The organism is Actinokineospora iranica (assembly GCF_900101685.1).
GTDB classification, from domain to species: Bacteria; Actinomycetota; Actinomycetes; order Mycobacteriales; family Pseudonocardiaceae; genus Actinokineospora; species Actinokineospora iranica.
Genome location: NZ_FMZZ01000001.1, coordinates 863604 through 878811 on the forward strand (window position 1 = coordinate 863604; position 15208 = coordinate 878811).

Consider the following 15208-nt stretch of genomic DNA (forward strand, 5'->3'; position numbering starts at 1 on the left):
TCCCGTCAGCCCAGTTCCACCGCCACGGGAAAGGGCTCAGCCAGCCACAGCCCCCCACCCGCACACGCCCCGACCGGCGAGTATTCCTCCCCGCTGAGCCGGAACTGAGTGGCCGCCACCGGCCGCACGGTCGAGTCGACTAAGAGAAAATAGGGAACTCGCGCCTCGGCGTACAGCATCCGCTTCTGCGTCGTGTCATAAGTCCGCGACCACCGCGAGACCACCTCCACGACCATGAGCAGATCGGTCGCGTCAAGGTGGTGCCAGTCCTTCTCAGCGCGGGTGGTGACCACCAAGTCGGGGATCACCATCCGCCGGTCGTCCAAGACGACGTTCACGGCGGGAAGGACTTCAAGCCCATTACTCAAGCCCGCGGTAAGCGAGACACCGACCCGGAGCGCCGACCGCTGGTGCCGGCGTCGGGAGTCGGACTCAGCACCAGCGCGCCGTCGATCAACTCGACTCGCTGTCCCTCGTCTTCAGGCAGGCCCAGAACCTCCTGGAGGGTCCAGGGGAGCGGGTGTTTCGGCATCGCTATCACGACATCGAGCGTTCCAGCGGGCACCGACAGAAATCGGCCCTCAGCGGCCGTGCGGCCCGAAGCTCACCCGATCGTGGTGGGGGTCTTGCGGACGCCCTCAGCCAGGTCGGTGGCGAGTTCCCGGACCGCGCCGACGCCTGACGAGGCGCTGGTGACCAGGGCGGAGCCGACGATGACCGCGTCCGCGAAGCCCGCGACCTGCGCCGCCTGCGCGCCCGAGCGCACGCCCAGGCCGACGCCGATGGGCAGGGTCGTGTGGGCGCGGGTGCGGGCGACCAGGCCCTCGGCCGCCGAGCCGACGGCGTCGCGGGCGCCGGTGACGCCCATGACGGCGGTGGCGTAGACGAAGCCGGAAGAGGCCGCGGTGGTCAGGGCGATGCGCTCCTCCGACGACGACGGCGCGACCAGGAAGATCCGGTCCAGGTCGTGCGCCTGGGAGGCCGCGATCCAGTCGCCCGCCTCGTCGGGGATCAGGTCGGGGGTGATCATGCCCAGGCCGCCCGCCGCGGCGAGGTCGCGGGCGAAGGCGTCGACGCCGTAGCGGTGGACCGGGTTCCAGTAGGTCATGACGACCGCGCGGCCGCCCGCCGACGAGACGGCCTCCACGACGCGGAACAGGTCGCGCAGGCGGAAGCCGGAGCGCAGGGCCGTCTCGGCGGCCGCCTGGATGGTCGGGCCGTCCATGACCGGGTCGGAGTAGGGCAGGCCGACCTCCACCAGGTCGCAGCCGGAGTCGACCATGGCGCGCAGCAGCTCCACCGAGTCGTCGACCGTGGGGAAACCGGCGGGCAGGTAGCCGATGAGCGCCGCGCGCCCCTCGGCCTTGGTCTGCGCGAACAGCGGGTCGAGCCTGCCCATCTAGGACTCCTCGTAGAAGCCGAAGTACTTCGCGGCCGTGTCCATGTCCTTATCGCCGCGACCGGACAGGTTCACCAGGATGAACGCGTCCGGCCCCAGCTCCTGGCCGAGCTTGAGCGCCCCGGCGAGGGCGTGCGATGACTCGATGGCCGGGATGACGCCCTCGGTGCGCGAGAGCAGCTGGAACGCGTGCATCGCCTCGGCGTCGGTGACCGAGCGGTACTCGGCGCGGGCGGTGTCCTTGAGCCAGGAGTGCTCGGGGCCGACGCCCGGGTAGTCCAGGCCCGCCGAGATCGAGTACGCCTCGATGGTCTGGCCGTCCTCGTCTTGCAGCAGGTAGGACAGCGCGCCGTGGAGCATCCCGGGCGAGCCCTCGCTGAGGGTGGCGCCGTGCTCGCCGGTCTCGATGCCCTTGCCGCCCGGCTCGATGCCGACCAGGCGCACGTCGGGGTCGTCGATGAACCCGTGGAAGATGCCGATGGCGTTGGAGCCGCCGCCGACGCAGGCGGTGACCACGTCGGGCAGCCGCCCGGTCTGCGCGAGGAACTGCGCGCGGGCCTCGATGCCGATCACCTTGTGGAAGTTGCGCACCATCACCGGGAACGGGTGGCCGCCAGCGGCGGTGCCCAGCAGGTAGTGCGTGGTGTCGACGTTGGTCACCCAGTCGCGCAGCGCCTCGTTGATGGCGTCCTTGAGGGTGCGCGAGCCGGAGGTGACCGGGATGACCTCGGCGCCGAGCAGCTTCATCCTGGCGACGTTGAGCGCCTGGCGCTGGGTGTCGACCTCGCCCATGTAGACGACGCAGTCCAGGCCCATCAGCGCGCACGCGGTGGCGGTCGCCACGCCGTGCTGGCCTGCGCCGGTCTCGGCGATGACCCGCTTCTTGCCCATCCGCTTGGTGAGCAGCGCCTGGCCCAGCACGTTGTTGATCTTGTGGGAGCCGGTGTGGTTGAGGTCCTCGCGCTTGAGGAACACCCGCGCTCCGCCCGCGTGCTCGGCGAACCTCGGCGCCTCGGTGAGCAGCGACGGCCTGCCAGCGTAGTCACGCAGGAGCCGGGCGAACTCGTCGGTGAACTCCGGGTCGAGCCGGGCCTTGTCGTACTCGGCCGACAGCTCGTCCAGCGCCCCGATCAGCGCCTCGGGCATGAACCGGCCGCCGTAGGGGCCGAAGTGGCCGCGCCCGTCCGGGTCGTGCGGTCCGGGGGCGTGCGGGTCGTGCTCGGGCACCTGTCCATCCTTGTCAGCAGAACCCTGGTCAGCGGAACCCTTGGCGGCGGAGCCGTTGTCCGCGGGCCCGGTCATCGGCTGGGCCTCGGGCACGCCGGGTGCGACCCCGCCGTGACCAGCTGCACCAGCGCGGCCTTCGGGTCGTCGCTGGCCACCAGCCCCTCGCCGACCAGCACCGCGTCCGCGCCAGCGCCCGCGTAGGTCATCAGGTCGCTGGGGCCGCGCACGCCGGACTCGGCGATCTTGATCGTCTCGAACGGCAGCCCGGGGGCCAGCCGCCCGAAGACGTCCCGGTCGACCTCCAGGGTGTGCAGGTTGCGGGCGTTGACCCCGATGACCCGCGCCCCGGCCTCCAGCGCGCGGTCCGCCTCCTCGGCGGTGTGCACCTCGACGAGCGCGGTCATGCCGAGCGACTCCACCCGGTCCAACAGCGAGGTCAGGGCGTTCTGCTCCAGCGCGGCCACGATCAGCAGCACCAGGTCCGCGCCGTGCGCGCGAGCCTCGTGCACCTGATAGGGGCTGACGATGAAGTCCTTGCGCAGCAACGGGATGTCGACCTGCGCGCGCACCGCGTCGAAGTCGGCCAGCGACCCGCCGAAGCGGCGCTGCTCGGTGAGCACGCTGATCACGCGCGCGCCAGCGGCCTCGTAGTCCTTGGCCAGTGACGCCGGGTCCGCGATGGGCGCCAGGTCGCCCTTGGACGGGCTGCGCCGCTTGACCTCGGCGATGACCCCCACGTCCGAGCCGCGCAGTGCGCTGATCGCGTCCCTGGGCGGCGGCGCCTTCGCGGCCAGTTCCTTGATGGTGTCGAAGGACACGGCCGCTTCGCGAACGGCGAGGTCTTCCCGGACACCGTCGATGATCGAGTCCAGGATGCTCACTGGCCACCCTCGATCGATGTCTCGCTCGTGTAGTCGCTCACAAGCTCTGCCCCTTCCCGCCGAATTGATGCTAACTCCGGCCTATCCCGGCATTGGGCACCGGGTCCCGCGTTCACCGGTCCGGCGCGGTGGGGTCCTCCCCCTCGGACAGCGCCTGCCACAGGTCCTGTTCGGTCCGCGCGGACTCCTTGGCCGCGCCGGGACTCTTGTACTTCCCGCCCAGCCTCGGCATCCGATGGCCGCGCAGCAGCAGGAGAATCCCGGCGGCCACCATGAGCGCGCCGCCCGCCAGCGCCAGCGCCCGCCCGCCGAACGCGGCCGTGTCGCTGTGGGTGAACAGTCCAGTCCAGATCGGCGCCATCCCCGTGAGGGCGACGACCGCACCGAGCACCCGCCTGGGCAGGCCGCCCAGCGCCAGCACGCCCGCCACCGCGGCGAGCGCCACCAGCGCCAACGGCACCAGGGCGGGGGCCAACTCCGCGCCGGGCACGTCGACGGTCACCGTCGCGTCGGTGCCCGGCCTGCTCCGAACGGCCGAGCCCCAGGCGAGCCGGGACGCGCCCCACAGCGCGGCGGCCGCGGCGGGCAGCAGCGCCACCACTATCCACAGTGGACGCCACGGGTCGCGCTCAGCCATCGGCGCCGGTCGCCGGGGCCATGGTGGCCGCCATCGCGACGGCGGCGAGCACCGCGCCCGCCTTGTTGACGCACTCGGTGTCCTCTGCCGCGGGGTCGGAGTCGGCGACGATCCCGGCGCCCGCCTGCACATACGCCACGCCGTCGCGAATGAGCGCGGTGCGGATGGCGATGGCGGTGTCGCCGTCACCCGCGAAGTCGAGATAGCCGACGACGCCGCCGTAGAGGCCGCGCCGGGTGGGCTCCAGTTCCTCGATCAGCTCCATGGCGCGCGGTTTCGGGGCGCCGGAGAGCGTGCCCGCCGGGAAGCAGGCCGCCACCGCGTCGAAAGCGGTCTTGCCCTCGGCCAACTCGCCGGTCACGGTCGAGACGATGTGCATGACGTGGCTGTAGCGCTCGACTCGGAAGAAGTCGACCACCGAGACCGTGCCCGGCTTGCAGACCCGGCCCAGGTCGTTGCGGCCGAGGTCGACGAGCATGACGTGCTCGGCGCGCTCTTTCTCGTCGGCGAGCAGGTCCTTCTCCAGGATCTGGTCTTCCTCCGGGTCGACGCCGCGCCACCGGGTGCCCGCGATGGGATGTGTGGTGGCCCGCCCGTCGCGCACGGTGACCAGGGCTTCCGGGCTGGAGCCGACGATGCTGAACCCGTCGAGCCGCAGCAGGTACATGTACGGGCTCGGGTTGGTGGTGCGCAGAATCCGGTACACGTCGAGCGGGTCGGCCTCGGTGCGCATCTCGAAGCGCTGCGAGACCACGACCTGGAACGCCTCGCCCGCCTGGATGGCCTCCTTGGCCGCGCGGACCGCGTCCTGGTACTCGCCCGGCTCGCGCCTGCGCGTGTAGTCGGGCTTGGGCCGGTCGAACACGGCCGCCGTCGGCGGCGCGGGCGTCTGCAGGCCCACCGTCATCGCGTCGAGCCGGGCGACGGCGTCGTCGTAGGCGGCGTCCACCCGCTCGGCCGAGTCGTCCCAGTTCACCGCGTTGGCGATGAGGGTGATGGTGCCCTCGTGGTGGTCGAGGGCGGCCAGGTCGGTGGCCAGGAGCATGACGAGTTCGGGCAGTTCGAGGTCGTCCTCGGCCAGTTCGGGGAGGCGTTCGAGCCTGCGCACGACGTCGTAGCCGATGTAGCCGACCATGCCGCCGGTGAGCGGGGGCAGGCCGGGCAGCGGGTCGGTGTGCAGCACCCGCACGGTCTCGCGGAGCGCGTCGAGCGGGTCGCCCCCCACCGGCAGTCCGACCGGCGGCGTGCCGGTCCAGTGCGCCTCGCCCCCGGTTGCGGTGAGCGCGGCCGGGCTGCGCACCCCGACGAACGACCAGCGCGACCACGAGCGCCCGTTCTCGGCGGACTCGAACAGGAAGGTGCCCGGCCGGTCCCCCGCGAGCTTGCGGTAGACCCCCACCGGCGTCTCGGCGTCGGCCAGCACCCGGCGCACCACCGGGATCACCCGGCGGCTCGCGGCGAGGGCGTGGAACTCCTCACGGGTGGGGCTCACCTCACCCATGCCGGTGATCGCCGGGGGGCGGGATGAGATGCCGATCGCGCTGACCATGACGTCATTCTGCCCGCCGTGCCACCAAAAGCTTTCGGTGGCCTGCGGCCCAGCTAATTCAACATACGTTGAATGACTTGGGGCCATAGTCCATGATGGTCCCGTGACCACGCGACAAGACGGCGAACGACGACGCGGACGCAGGCCCGGCGGAACCGACACCAAGGCGGCCCTGCTCGCAGCGGCCCGTGAGGTGTTCATCGAACAGGGATACGACGGCGCGACCGTCCGCGCGATAGCCCGCCGCGCGGGTGTCGACGCGGCCATGGTCAACCACTGGTTCGGCGGCAAGGAGGCCCTGTTCGCCCAGGCGGTGCTGCAACTGCCGTTCAACCCCCAGGAACTGATCGCCAACCTCCTCGAAGGCGACCCGGACAGCGTCGGCGAACGAATCGTCCGCACCTTCCTGACAACCTGGGACGCCCAGGACGGCGGCGTCTTCGCCGCCCTGATCCGCAGCGTGGCATCACATGACCAAGTGGCGAACGCCTTGCGGGACTTCTTCATCAAGAACGTCTTCAGCCAACTGGCCAGCGTCGTCTCGGTGGACGGAAGAGCCGAACTACGAGCGAACCTGGTGGCGTCGCAGATGATCGGACTGGGAATGGTCCGCTACGTCGCGGAATTCGAGCCACTGGCGAGGACGGACATCGACACCTTGGTCAAGGCAATCGGCCCCACCCTTCAGCGCTACCTCAACGGCCCCATCGACTGACCAACCCCACCCTCTGACCCACTCCCCCAGGCCGCCTCCAGGCCAAACCCGCCCACCTGCCAGGCAGCACCAACCCTGCCAGGTGCTCGATGGGGTGGAGTGGTTTCTTCGGGGGTGAAGGAAGATCCCTAAACTCGCCGTGGTCGTGGGGCCGAAGGCACCCCACCCGTCTTTCCCACGACGGGATCTTCCTTCGTAGGGGCCCCGAAGAAACCACTCCACCCCATCGAGCAACCCACCCAAGCCAGCCCCGCAGCACCTACAACAGCGGCCGAGCGTCGAAGCAGGTGCGGTCACCGGTGTGGCAGGCTCCGTCCACCTGATCGACCACCACCAGGACAGTGTCCCCATCACAGTCGAGGCGGACGTCGTGCACCTCTTGGGTGTGGCCGGAAGTCTCGCCCTTCACCCACAACCGCTGCCTGCTCCGGGAAAAGTAAGTAGCCCGCCGCGTGGTCAGAGTCCGGTGCAGCGCCTCGTCGTTCATCCAGGCGACCATCAGCACCTCATTGGTCCCCCGCTGCTGCGCCACCGCGCACACCAGTCCGTCAGCGTTGCGCTTGAGCAGGTCAGCGATCTTGGGATCGAGTTCGCTCACTGGGCACCTCCGAAGTACTCCCGCGCCGGGCGGGTCAGCAACAGGACAACCACATAGCCGTGCACGGCGGCCAACACGCCCGACGCGGCCCGCAGCCACGCGGACAGGCCCCCAAGCGCGATCAGCACGTGGGCCACCGCCGCGACCGCCGCGAAGACCAGCGCCGCAGCGGATGCCCGGCCGAGCACGACCACCACCGCCGCGAGCAGCCCCAACACCCCTAGGCCAAGCGGAAACCGCAGCGCCCCACTGTCCGAAAAGGACCGCGCGACACCGAGTCCGGCGAACGCCACCGCCGCGCCCGCCAGGAGAACCGCGGCGACGCGGACTTCCAGCGGACGACCGCTCACCGGACCTCGACGCCCGCGGCGCGCAGGGTGTCCTTCACCTCGCCGATGCGCAGCTGTCCGAAGTGGAACACGCTGGCCGCGAGGACCGCGTCCGCCCCGCGTTCGACCGCGGGCGGGAAGTGCTCCAGGGCGCCCGCGCCGCCGCTGGCGATCAGCGGCACGTCGACCCTGGCGCGGACCATGCTGATCAGCTCCAGGTCGAATCCGGCCTTGGTGCCGTCGGCGTCCATCGAGTTGAGCAGGATCTCCCCCACGCCGAGCTCCTGTCCGCGGGCGGCCCACTCCACCGCGTCGAGGCCGGTGCCGCGCCTGCCGCCGTGGGTGGTGACCTCGAAGCCGGACGGGGTGGGGGCCGAACCCTCCGGCACCCGGCGGGCGTCGACGGAGAGCACGATGCACTGGGCGCCGTAACGGTGCGAGGCCTCGCGCAGGAACTCCGGGCGGGCGATGGCGGCGGTGTTGACGCCCACCTTGTCCGCCCCGGCGCGCAGCAGCTTGTCCACGTCCTCGACGGTCCGGACGCCGCCGCCGACGGTGAGCGGGATGAACACCTGCTCGGCGGTGCGGCGCACGACGTCGAAGGTGGTTTCCCGGTCCGAAGAGGACGCGGTCACGTCCAGGAAAGTGAGCTCGTCCGCGCCCTCGGCGTCGTAGGCGGCGGCCAGCGCCACCGGGTCGCCCGCGTCGACGAGGTCGGTGAAGTTGACGCCTTTGACGACCCGCCCGGCGTCGACGTCCAGGCAGGGGATCACGCGCACCGCTACTGACATGCCGACGAGCCTACGGGGCGCGGGCGCGGACCCGGTCACGACCACAAGGGCGGCGGCTCAGCCCACCGGGCCGCTCGCCGAGGTGACCTTCTGGGTGCCCGCCTTGGTGGCGAGGGACTTCCCGTAGCGGACGGCGGAGGTGGGGCTGGTGCGGTCGGCGAGGTAGTACCAGTCGGTCTGGAGGCGGTCGGGGGTGACGTCGACCACCGAGTAGCCGTGCGAGTCGAGTTCGGTGAGCTTGAGGTGCGGGTTGCCGGTCCGCAAGGCCGCTTCCACCAGCACGGACAGGGTGCGGGGCTCGGCCTTGAGGATGTCGTCGATGTTGTCGCTGGTGACCGAGGTGGTGACGAACTCGGTGGCGGCGCTGTTGCCGTTCCACCAGTAGCTCGACCGGTCCAGTGGGACGTCCGCTGCCCAGGATGAGTGGATGTCGCCGGTCAGGAACACCGTGTTCTTGACCCGGTTGTCCTTGAGGTGGCCCAGCAGCTCCTGCCGGTCGGCGGTGTATCCGTCCCACGCGTCGGAGTTGGCCGCGACGCCGCCGACCGGCAGGCCGATCAGGCCGCCGAGGGCTTCGGCGAAGCGGGCCTCCAGGTTGCCGACCGAGATCGGGGTGATCATCACGGAGTTGCCGACGAGCTTCCAGGTCGCGTCCGTGCCCGCGAGGCCGGACTTGAGCCAGGCCATCTGCGGGTCGCCGGTGATGGTGCGGGCCGGGTCGGCGGGGTCGCCTGAGGACGGGGTGGTCTGGAGAGAGCGGTAGCTGCGCAGGTCGAGCAGGGACAGCTCGGCGAGGCGGCCCCAGCGGAACCGGCGGTGGATCTCCCCGCCCGGCCCTTGGCGGACGGGCATCCACTCGAAGTACGCCTGGCGGGCGGCGGCCTTGCGGGCGGCCCAGTCGCCCTCGGCGGGCTGGTGGTTCTGCGCGCCGCCGGACCAGGCGTCGTTGGCGTATTCATGGTCGTCCCAGGTGATGAACCAGGGCCGCGCGGCGTGCAGGGCCTGCAAGTCGGGGTCGGTCTTGTACTGGGCGTGGCGGCGGCGGTAGTCGGCGAGGGTGATCATCTCGCCTGCGGGCTCGTGCGGCCGGACGGTCACGCCGCGGGCCCCGTAGCCGCCCGCCTGGTACTCGTAGAGGTAGTCGGCGACGTGCAGCACGCCGTCGAGGTCGCCGCGGGCGGCGAGGTGGCGGTAGGCGGAGAAGTAGCCCGCCTGCCAGTTGGAGCAGGAGACCAGTCCGAGCCGCAGCCCGCGCACGTCGGCGTCGACGGCCGGGGCGGTCCGGGTTCGTCCGGTCGGCGACGGCACGCCGTCGATGAGGAACCGGTAGTGGTAGGCGGTCGCCGGGGCCAGCCCGTCGACGGCGACCTTGACGGTGTGGTCGCGGTCCGGCCCGGTCGAGACGGCGCCGGACCGGACCACGGTGGCGAAGTCCGCGTCGGCGGCCACCTCCCACCTGACCTCCACCGCGGGCCCGACGCCCGAGCCGGGAGTCGCGTCCGGTGTCGGCGTGACCCGGGTCCAGAGCAGGACCCCGTCCGGCAGCGGGTCGCCGGAGGCGACGCCGTGCGCGAACCGCGGTTCGGCCGCGGCTCCCGCCCGCCCGGCCACAGCGGCCGGGACGAGCAGGACGCCGCCCGCGACGGCGGAGGTCTTGAGGAAAGCGCGGCGGTCGAACGCGGAGGAAGGGCTCACACCCGCCAGTGATACACGAGCGGGACATCTGTCACACCCTACTTGCGGATGAACTTCCTCCGAAGCCGCCGCTACGGGTTGGGCAGCTCGCGAGTCAACTGGGAGGTCCAGGGGCACCAGACCAGGCCGGGCAGGAACGCGCCGCCCGCCTCGTCGAGATGGTCCTCGACAAAGGGGATCGTCGCGTCGCAGACCTCGATGGCGTACTCGAAGAAGTCGATGGTCTCCGGGTTGAGGTGGTAACTCCACCGGGGGTTGTAAGGGGCCTGTCGCTTCAAGATCCGGCCGACGACGTGGACTCGCTCGGTCTCCTCCCCGTCCAGAATCCTGCGCGCGTGCTCGATCTTGTCGGAGTCGGCGAGGGCGAAGACGAACCTCTCCCGAGTGACGTCGGTGAACTCGAAGTAGGCCACCTCGGCCACGTCCCGCGCGCCTGCGCCGCCGCCTGGCTGGGCGTGGACGGGTGGAGCGGCGGACAGAGCCAGCGGCACGAGCAGGGCGAGCACCCCGAGCCTGCGGATCAGACGTCGCATAAGCACCTCCGGTATCGGTCTGCGCCTTGGGATCAAGGCACCACCGAACGTAATGAGGCGCGCGCGACCCGTGTCGGGCGTCGCGGCGAACACCACTCCAAAGAGGACGGAGGGGGTTGACGAACCGGCCGCCCGGGTGCATCCTTAACCCATCTCTTCTAGAACGAAATGGTTATGAATGACAGAGCCGAGGATGACAGCGTCGACGTCGGACCAGCTCAGCGCCGTGTTCGGGGCGCTGGCCGATCCCACTCGGCGGGCGATCCTCCAACGGCTGCGGGAAGGAGACGCGAACGTCGCGGAGTTGGCCGCCCCGTTCGACGTCTCGCAACCGGCCATCTCCCGGCACCTCAAGGTGCTGGAGCAGGCCGGGCTGATCACCCGCAGCCGCCGGGCGACCGCCCGCCTCAGCCACCTGGAGGCGGAGCCCTTGCGCACGGCGACCCAATGGCTGGTCGGCTATCGCGAGTACTGGCAGGAGAGCCACGACCGGCTCGACGAACTGCTCGCCCGCTTGCGAGAGCCGGCCGCCGAAACCAATGCCACTGAACCCCAGTCCCGAAAGGAATCCCAGTCATGAGCGAGACCACCATCACCGCACCCCCCGGCACGCCGTTCATCGAGGTGACCCGCGAGTTCGACGCGCCTGCCGAACTGCTCTTCCGCGCCTACTCCGAACCGGAACTGCTCGTGCAGTGGCTCGGCCCGCGCAGGCTGTCGATGAAGGTCAACCAGCACGAGTTCCACCACGGCGGCGCGTGGCGCTACGTGCACACCGACGAGGACGGCTCCGAGTACGGCTTCCACGGCGTCTTCCACGGCGAGCCGTCGGTCGCGGGCATCACCCAGACCTTCGAGTTCGAGGGCGCCCCCGGCCACGTCACCCTGGAGCGCGTCACGTTCGAAGAGCGCGACGGGCGCACCCTGCTGCGGATGCACTCGGTGCACCAGAGCGTCGAGGCCCGCGACGCGCACATCGAGGCGGGCATGGAGCACGGGGTCAACGACTCCATGGAGCGGCTGACCGAACTGCTCCCCACGCTCTGAGCGAGTCCGCCAGCGCGCGGGCGTGTGGGGCCACCGAACTGGCGAGGTGGCCCCACACGCCCGCGACGCCCCCGCCTGCGGCCGGGGCCGTCAAGTCCTCAGTGGACGGTCGGTGCGGCACACCCGGCGGGGGTAGGGTTCGGCCATGGATTCGGATACAGTCCGCCTCGGCGACGGCAAGTACCTGCTCGTCACAACCTTCAAGCGGGACGGCACCGCGGTGCCGACCCCGGTCTGGGTGGTCCGCGACGGCACGGAACTGCTGTTCTGGACGGTCGCCAATTCCGGCAAGGTCAAGCGGATCCGCAACAACGGCCGAGTCGAGGTGGCCGAGTGCGACTTCCGCGGCGCCAAGTCCGGCCCCACGACCCCCGGCACCGCCCGCCTGCTGGACGCGGACGGCTCCGAGCACACCCGCAGGCTGATCCAACGCAAGTACGGCATCGTCGGCCGCATCACCATGCTCGGCAGCCGACTCCGCCGAGGCCCCAACGGCACCATCGGCGTCGCGATCACCCTCGACTGATCCCGACCGAAACCGCCTGCCTCCTGCCTACCAAAGGCCGAGATCAGCACCGACAAGCGCACGGACCGCGACCGCCCTGGCGACGGGCGGCATAGCGACCATCACGCGCTTTACCGGCTACCGAACCTCGATCGAACCGACGTGAACAGGCCCAGCAGACCGGTACCCCCCACTACCCTGAAGTTCAGGAACCATCTTCCGCAGTTCCTCTACGATTTTGGTCGAATCTTGCTCGACATCGTCGACCGCGGCGGCGAGGACATCGAGCGGGTGCCGCGCTCGCGGCGGCGCTGAGCGAACAATCCGGACGACCCGCTCGGCGTGGCCGCCGAGAGGGAAGGCCAGGCATACGTCTTCAGAAAGTTCCGCGCGCCGCCCCAGTGGGTGCATGTGGCCGATGGCGTAGTCCCGCACGAGATGACCGGGACCGCGCCTCACCGCGCTGCTCGGCGCCATCGCCGACGGCATGGGACTGCCGCACCGGCGCGGGATCGCGCACGGCGACCTGCCACCGCGAAACGTGCTGCCGCACCAGTCCGAGCGCGGCGACCGGCGCGTTCCCCGACTGGTCGGCTTCGACCACGCCTACCTGACCGGCTCACCGCCCGCGCGCGAGGCCAGCGGCGGCGATCCGGCGTTCGGCGTCCGGAGTGGCCGCGGCGACACCGCGATCCTGCCGAGCGCGCTCAGCACGGCGGTCGACGTGTTCGCCTACGGCCTGCTTGCCCACCGACACCTGACCGGCCCACCGGCCGCATCCCTCGACCACGCGACGATCAAACCGGACGCCGCGGCCGGCCGCGGCTCAGCCGATCGCGGCGAGGGCCTGCGGGAGGGTGAAGTTGCCCGTGTAAAGCGCCTTGCCGACGATCGCGCCCTCCACGCCGAGGTCGGCCAGGGTGGCCAGCGCACGCACATCGTCCACAGTGGACACACCACCGGAGGCGATCACCGGCGCGTCGGTCTTGGCGCAGACCGCGCGCAGCAGGTCCAGGTTCGGGCCCTGCAAAGTGCCGTCCTTGCTCACGTCGGTCACCACGTACCGGGAGCAGCCGTCGCGGTCGAGGCGGTCCAGGACCTCCCAGAGGTCGCCGCCGTCGGTGGTCCACCCGCGCGCGGCGACCCGGTGGACGCCATCGGTGATGCGGACATCGAGGCCCACCGCCACCTGCTCGCCGTGCGCGGCGATCGCCTTGGCGCACCACTCGGGGTTCTCCAGCGCGGCCGTGCCCAGGTTCACCCTGGTGCAGCCGGTGGACAGCGCCGCCGCCAGCGACTCGTCGTCGCGGATGCCGCCGGACAGCTCCACCTTGACATCGAGCCTGCCCACGACCTCGGCGAGCAGCTCGCGGTTGCTCCCCCGGCCGAACGCGGCGTCGAGGTCGACTAGGTGGATCCACTCGGCCCCATCGGCCTGCCAGGCCAGGGCGGCCTCAAGCGGGGAGCCGTAGTGGGTCTCGGTGCCCGCCTCACCCTGGGTGAGACGGACGGCTTGGCCATCGGCGACATCGACGGCGGGCAGCAGGTAGAAGCTCACCCGGTGAGCCTAAGCGGTGCTGTCCGGCGGCATGACAGGTGGCCTGCCGGTCGGCGTGCTCACCCGGTGGTGTCGGCGAGCCAGTTCTCCAGCAGCTGCGCGCCAGCGTCACCGGACTTCTCCGGGTGGAACTGGGTGGCCGAGAGCGGGCCGTTCTCGGCGGCGGCCACGAAATCGTCGCCGTGCGTGGCCCAGGTCACCAGCGGCTCGATCATCGGCGGCTCGGGGTGCAGATTCCAGGAGCGGGCGGCGTAGGAGTGCACGAAGTAGAACCGCGTGTCCGGGCCGAGCCCGTTGAACAGCACGGACTTCTCCGGCGCCCGGACGGTGTTCCACCCCATGTGCGGCACCACGTCGGCGTCCAGTCGGTCCACGACGCCGGGCCACTGTCCGCAGCCGTCGGTCTCGACGCCGTGCTCGATGCCCCGGTCGAAGAGGATCTGCATACCGACGCAGATGCCCAGCACCGGCCGCCCGCCCGCGAGCCTGCGGCCGATGATCCGGTCGCCGCGCACCGCGAGCAGGCCCGCCATGCAGGCCGCGTAGGCGCCGACCCCGGGCACGACGAGGGCGTCGCACTCCAGGGCGGCGTGAAAGTCCCCGGTCACCTCGACGTCCGCGCCGACGCGCCGCAACGCGCGCTCAGCCGACCGAAGGTTGCCGGATCCGTAGTCCAGTACGACGACTCGTGCCACCCGCTCAGCGTAGCCGCCCACCGGCCGTGACCGAACCGTAATAAAAGATCGGATAGATCCACCACTCGAACGGGTACTCCACCCAGCGAATACTAGGTCGGGGTACCGAACGTGGAGGACTCACAGTGACGGCTCGGACGCTGGACAGACGGCCGGTCCGCTGGCTGCTGGCCTCGATCCTGGTGATCGCGGCCTTGGTGAACACCTACATCGCCTTCGCGGAGGGCGTGATCTGGCCCGCACCGCTGGCCCTGTTGTGGATCGGCATCGCCGCGGCGCTGCTCGCCCCCCGAACGGATGACCCGCTGACCCTCGAGGAACTGGAGATCCCCGCTCCCGCCGAGCAGCGGACCCACCCCGCCCCCGCCTGACGCGCTCGGCGCGGCGATCTCGTGTCCACTATGGACTTACCGGCTGCGCTGCTCGCCGTCAGAAACCGGCTACGCCGTTCCGCCCGACTGTGGTCCAATGCCTTCCGAAATGGAAGACAAGAACATCATTCGCCTCTCGAAGCGGCTCTCGCTCGTGTTGCGGCACGCGCCTGAGAGCGTGGGCATCACCCTGGACCGGGCGGGCTGGGTGCCGGTTGACGACCTGCTCGCCGCCCTCGCGCGGCACGGCGCCCGGATGAGCCGGGACCTGCTGGAGCGCGTCGTCGCGGAGAACGACAAGTCGCGGTTCGCCTTTGACGAGACCGGCACGCGCATCCGGGCCAGCCAGGGGCACAGCGTGCCCGTCGACCTGGGACTGTCGCCCGCCGAGCCGCCCGAGACGCTCTACCACGGCACCGTGGCCGCCGCCCTGCCCGCGATCCGGGCGCAGGGACTGCGCCCGATGAGCCGCCACGACGTGCACCTGTCCGCCACCCGGGACACCGCGGTCCGGGTCGGCGCGCGGCGCGGCAAGCCGGTCGTCCTGACCGTCGCCGCCGCCGCGATGGCCGCCGACGGCCATGTGTTTTACCTCAGCGCGAACGGCGTCTGGCTGGTCGCGCGCGTGCCCGTCCAGTACTTAGACCTACCTTGAGGTCACGCTGAGGCGGCCACGGT

At 70.9% G+C, this 15208-nt stretch carries 19 protein-coding genes and 1 pseudogene; 6 read left to right on the forward strand and 14 right to left on the reverse strand.

Annotated features, from left to right (window positions below):
* Positions 1-5: 5 nt before the first annotated feature.
* From BLS56_RS03955 to BLS56_RS03980, 6 genes and pseudogenes are all read right to left on the reverse strand, one after another.
* Positions 6-407 (reverse strand): annotated as a pseudogene (locus tag BLS56_RS03955) (Uma2 family endonuclease); the annotation flags it as partial.
* 197 nt (positions 408-604) lie between these two features.
* Positions 605-1399: a tryptophan synthase subunit alpha gene (gene trpA, locus BLS56_RS03960; RefSeq protein WP_091448199.1), complete on the reverse strand. Its 795-nt coding sequence runs from the start codon at positions 1397-1399 to the stop codon at positions 605-607.
* Complete coding sequence (trpB, locus tag BLS56_RS03965) at positions 1400-2719, reverse strand: tryptophan synthase subunit beta (RefSeq protein ID WP_407640471.1); 1320 nt, start codon at positions 2717-2719, stop codon at positions 1400-1402.
* Entirely contained in the window at positions 2698-3507 is an 810-nt protein-coding gene (gene trpC / locus BLS56_RS03970; protein WP_091448201.1) for an indole-3-glycerol phosphate synthase TrpC, read from the reverse strand. Before trpC ends, trpB begins: the two co-directional genes overlap by 22 nt.
* 112 nt (positions 3508-3619) lie before the next feature.
* Positions 3620-4144: a Trp biosynthesis-associated membrane protein gene (locus BLS56_RS03975; RefSeq protein WP_091448203.1), complete on the reverse strand. Its 525-nt coding sequence runs from the start codon at positions 4142-4144 to the stop codon at positions 3620-3622.
* Positions 4137-5693, reverse strand: coding sequence for an anthranilate synthase component I (locus BLS56_RS03980; protein ID WP_091448204.1), 1557 nt, complete (start codon positions 5691-5693; stop codon positions 4137-4139). The genes BLS56_RS03975 and BLS56_RS03980 overlap by 8 nt, the downstream gene beginning before the upstream one ends.
* 103 nt (positions 5694-5796) lie before the next feature.
* Here BLS56_RS03980 and BLS56_RS03985 point away from each other — a divergent pair, with 103 nt between their 5' ends.
* On the forward strand, positions 5797-6408 hold the full coding sequence (locus tag BLS56_RS03985) for a TetR/AcrR family transcriptional regulator (RefSeq protein ID WP_091448206.1): 612 nt from the start codon (positions 5797-5799) through the stop codon (positions 6406-6408).
* Between the two features lie 259 nt (positions 6409-6667).
* Here the strand turns inward: BLS56_RS03985 and hisI are convergent, their stop codons facing one another.
* The 5 genes from hisI to BLS56_RS04010 all read right to left on the reverse strand — a co-directional run bounded on the left by hisI (position 6668) and on the right by BLS56_RS04010 (position 10354).
* Complete coding sequence (hisI, locus tag BLS56_RS03990; RefSeq protein ID WP_091448208.1) at positions 6668-7006, reverse strand: phosphoribosyl-AMP cyclohydrolase; 339 nt, start codon at positions 7004-7006, stop codon at positions 6668-6670.
* Complete coding sequence (locus BLS56_RS03995) at positions 7003-7356, reverse strand: hypothetical protein (RefSeq protein ID WP_091448209.1); 354 nt, start codon at positions 7354-7356, stop codon at positions 7003-7005. The genes hisI and BLS56_RS03995 overlap by 4 nt, the downstream gene beginning before the upstream one ends.
* Positions 7353-8126, reverse strand: a complete 774-nt coding sequence (gene hisF / locus BLS56_RS04000) for an imidazole glycerol phosphate synthase subunit HisF (protein ID WP_091448789.1) — start codon at positions 8124-8126, stop codon at positions 7353-7355. Before hisF ends, BLS56_RS03995 begins: the two co-directional genes overlap by 4 nt.
* Positions 8127-8183: 57 nt before the next feature.
* Positions 8184-9821, reverse strand: a complete 1638-nt coding sequence (locus BLS56_RS04005; protein WP_091448211.1) for an alkaline phosphatase D family protein — start codon at positions 9819-9821, stop codon at positions 8184-8186.
* Between the two features lie 71 nt (positions 9822-9892).
* On the reverse strand, positions 9893-10354 hold the full coding sequence (locus BLS56_RS04010) for a BP74-related protein (RefSeq protein WP_091448212.1): 462 nt from the start codon (positions 10352-10354) through the stop codon (positions 9893-9895).
* A 193-nt stretch (positions 10355-10547) separates the two neighbouring features.
* Between BLS56_RS04010 and BLS56_RS04015 the strand changes: the two genes are divergently transcribed.
* From BLS56_RS04015 to BLS56_RS04025, 3 genes are all read left to right on the forward strand, one after another.
* Positions 10548-10934, forward strand: a complete 387-nt coding sequence (locus tag BLS56_RS04015) for an ArsR/SmtB family transcription factor (RefSeq protein ID WP_091448213.1) — start codon at positions 10548-10550, stop codon at positions 10932-10934.
* A complete protein-coding gene (locus BLS56_RS04020; RefSeq protein ID WP_091448215.1) occupies positions 10931-11401 on the forward strand; it encodes an SRPBCC family protein in 471 nt (156 codons plus the stop codon). The genes BLS56_RS04015 and BLS56_RS04020 overlap by 4 nt, the downstream gene beginning before the upstream one ends.
* A gap of 145 nt (positions 11402-11546) precedes the next feature.
* A complete protein-coding gene (locus tag BLS56_RS04025) occupies positions 11547-11927 on the forward strand; it encodes a PPOX class F420-dependent oxidoreductase (RefSeq protein WP_091448216.1) in 381 nt (126 codons plus the stop codon).
* A 598-nt stretch (positions 11928-12525) separates the two neighbouring features.
* Here BLS56_RS04025 and BLS56_RS31225 read toward each other — a convergent pair.
* Genes BLS56_RS31225 through hisH form a run of 3 tightly spaced genes read right to left on the reverse strand, consistent with a single transcriptional unit; the run spans position 12526 to position 14159 of the window.
* Positions 12526-12696, reverse strand: coding sequence for a hypothetical protein (locus tag BLS56_RS31225; RefSeq protein WP_175482650.1), 171 nt, complete (start codon positions 12694-12696; stop codon positions 12526-12528).
* A 36-nt stretch (positions 12697-12732) separates the two neighbouring features.
* Positions 12733-13464: a bifunctional 1-(5-phosphoribosyl)-5-((5-phosphoribosylamino)methylideneamino)imidazole-4-carboxamide isomerase/phosphoribosylanthranilate isomerase PriA gene (gene priA, locus BLS56_RS04030; RefSeq protein WP_091448218.1), complete on the reverse strand. Its 732-nt coding sequence runs from the start codon at positions 13462-13464 to the stop codon at positions 12733-12735.
* A gap of 59 nt (positions 13465-13523) precedes the next feature.
* Positions 13524-14159, reverse strand: coding sequence for an imidazole glycerol phosphate synthase subunit HisH (hisH, locus tag BLS56_RS04035; protein ID WP_091448790.1), 636 nt, complete (start codon positions 14157-14159; stop codon positions 13524-13526).
* Between the two features lie 125 nt (positions 14160-14284).
* Here hisH and BLS56_RS04040 point away from each other — a divergent pair, with 125 nt between their 5' ends.
* Both BLS56_RS04040 and BLS56_RS04045 read left to right on the forward strand, forming a co-directional pair.
* On the forward strand, positions 14285-14530 hold the full coding sequence (locus BLS56_RS04040) for a hypothetical protein (RefSeq protein ID WP_091448220.1): 246 nt from the start codon (positions 14285-14287) through the stop codon (positions 14528-14530).
* Positions 14531-14639: 109 nt separating this feature from the next.
* Entirely contained in the window at positions 14640-15185 is a 546-nt protein-coding gene (locus tag BLS56_RS04045) for an RNA 2'-phosphotransferase (RefSeq protein WP_091448222.1), read from the forward strand.
* Positions 15186-15208: the final 23 nt, after the last annotated feature.

What these genes read in the sequence shown, in the direction of transcription:
- trpA (WP_091448199.1), bottom strand. Translation starts at nt 1,399, where the DNA reads ATGGGCAGGCTCGACCCGCTGTTCGCGCAGACCAAGGCCGAGGGGCGC.
- BLS56_RS03975 (WP_091448203.1), bottom strand. Translation starts at nt 4,144, where the DNA reads ATGGCTGAGCGCGACCCGTGGCGTCCACTGTGGATAGTGGTGGCGCTG.
- BLS56_RS03980 (WP_091448204.1), bottom strand. Translation starts at nt 5,693, where the DNA reads ATGGTCAGCGCGATCGGCATCTCATCCCGCCCCCCGGCGATCACCGGC.
- hisF (WP_091448789.1), bottom strand. Translation starts at nt 8,126, where the DNA reads ATGTCAGTAGCGGTGCGCGTGATCCCCTGCCTGGACGTCGACGCCGGG.
- BLS56_RS04010 (WP_091448212.1), bottom strand. Translation starts at nt 10,354, where the DNA reads ATGCGACGTCTGATCCGCAGGCTCGGGGTGCTCGCCCTGCTCGTGCCG.
- BLS56_RS04015 (WP_091448213.1), top strand. Translation starts at nt 10,548, where the DNA reads ATGACAGCGTCGACGTCGGACCAGCTCAGCGCCGTGTTCGGGGCGCTG.
- BLS56_RS04020 (WP_091448215.1), top strand. Translation starts at nt 10,931, where the DNA reads ATGAGCGAGACCACCATCACCGCACCCCCCGGCACGCCGTTCATCGAG.
- BLS56_RS04025 (WP_091448216.1), top strand. Translation starts at nt 11,547, where the DNA reads ATGGATTCGGATACAGTCCGCCTCGGCGACGGCAAGTACCTGCTCGTC.
- BLS56_RS04045 (WP_091448222.1), top strand. Translation starts at nt 14,640, where the DNA reads ATGGAAGACAAGAACATCATTCGCCTCTCGAAGCGGCTCTCGCTCGTG.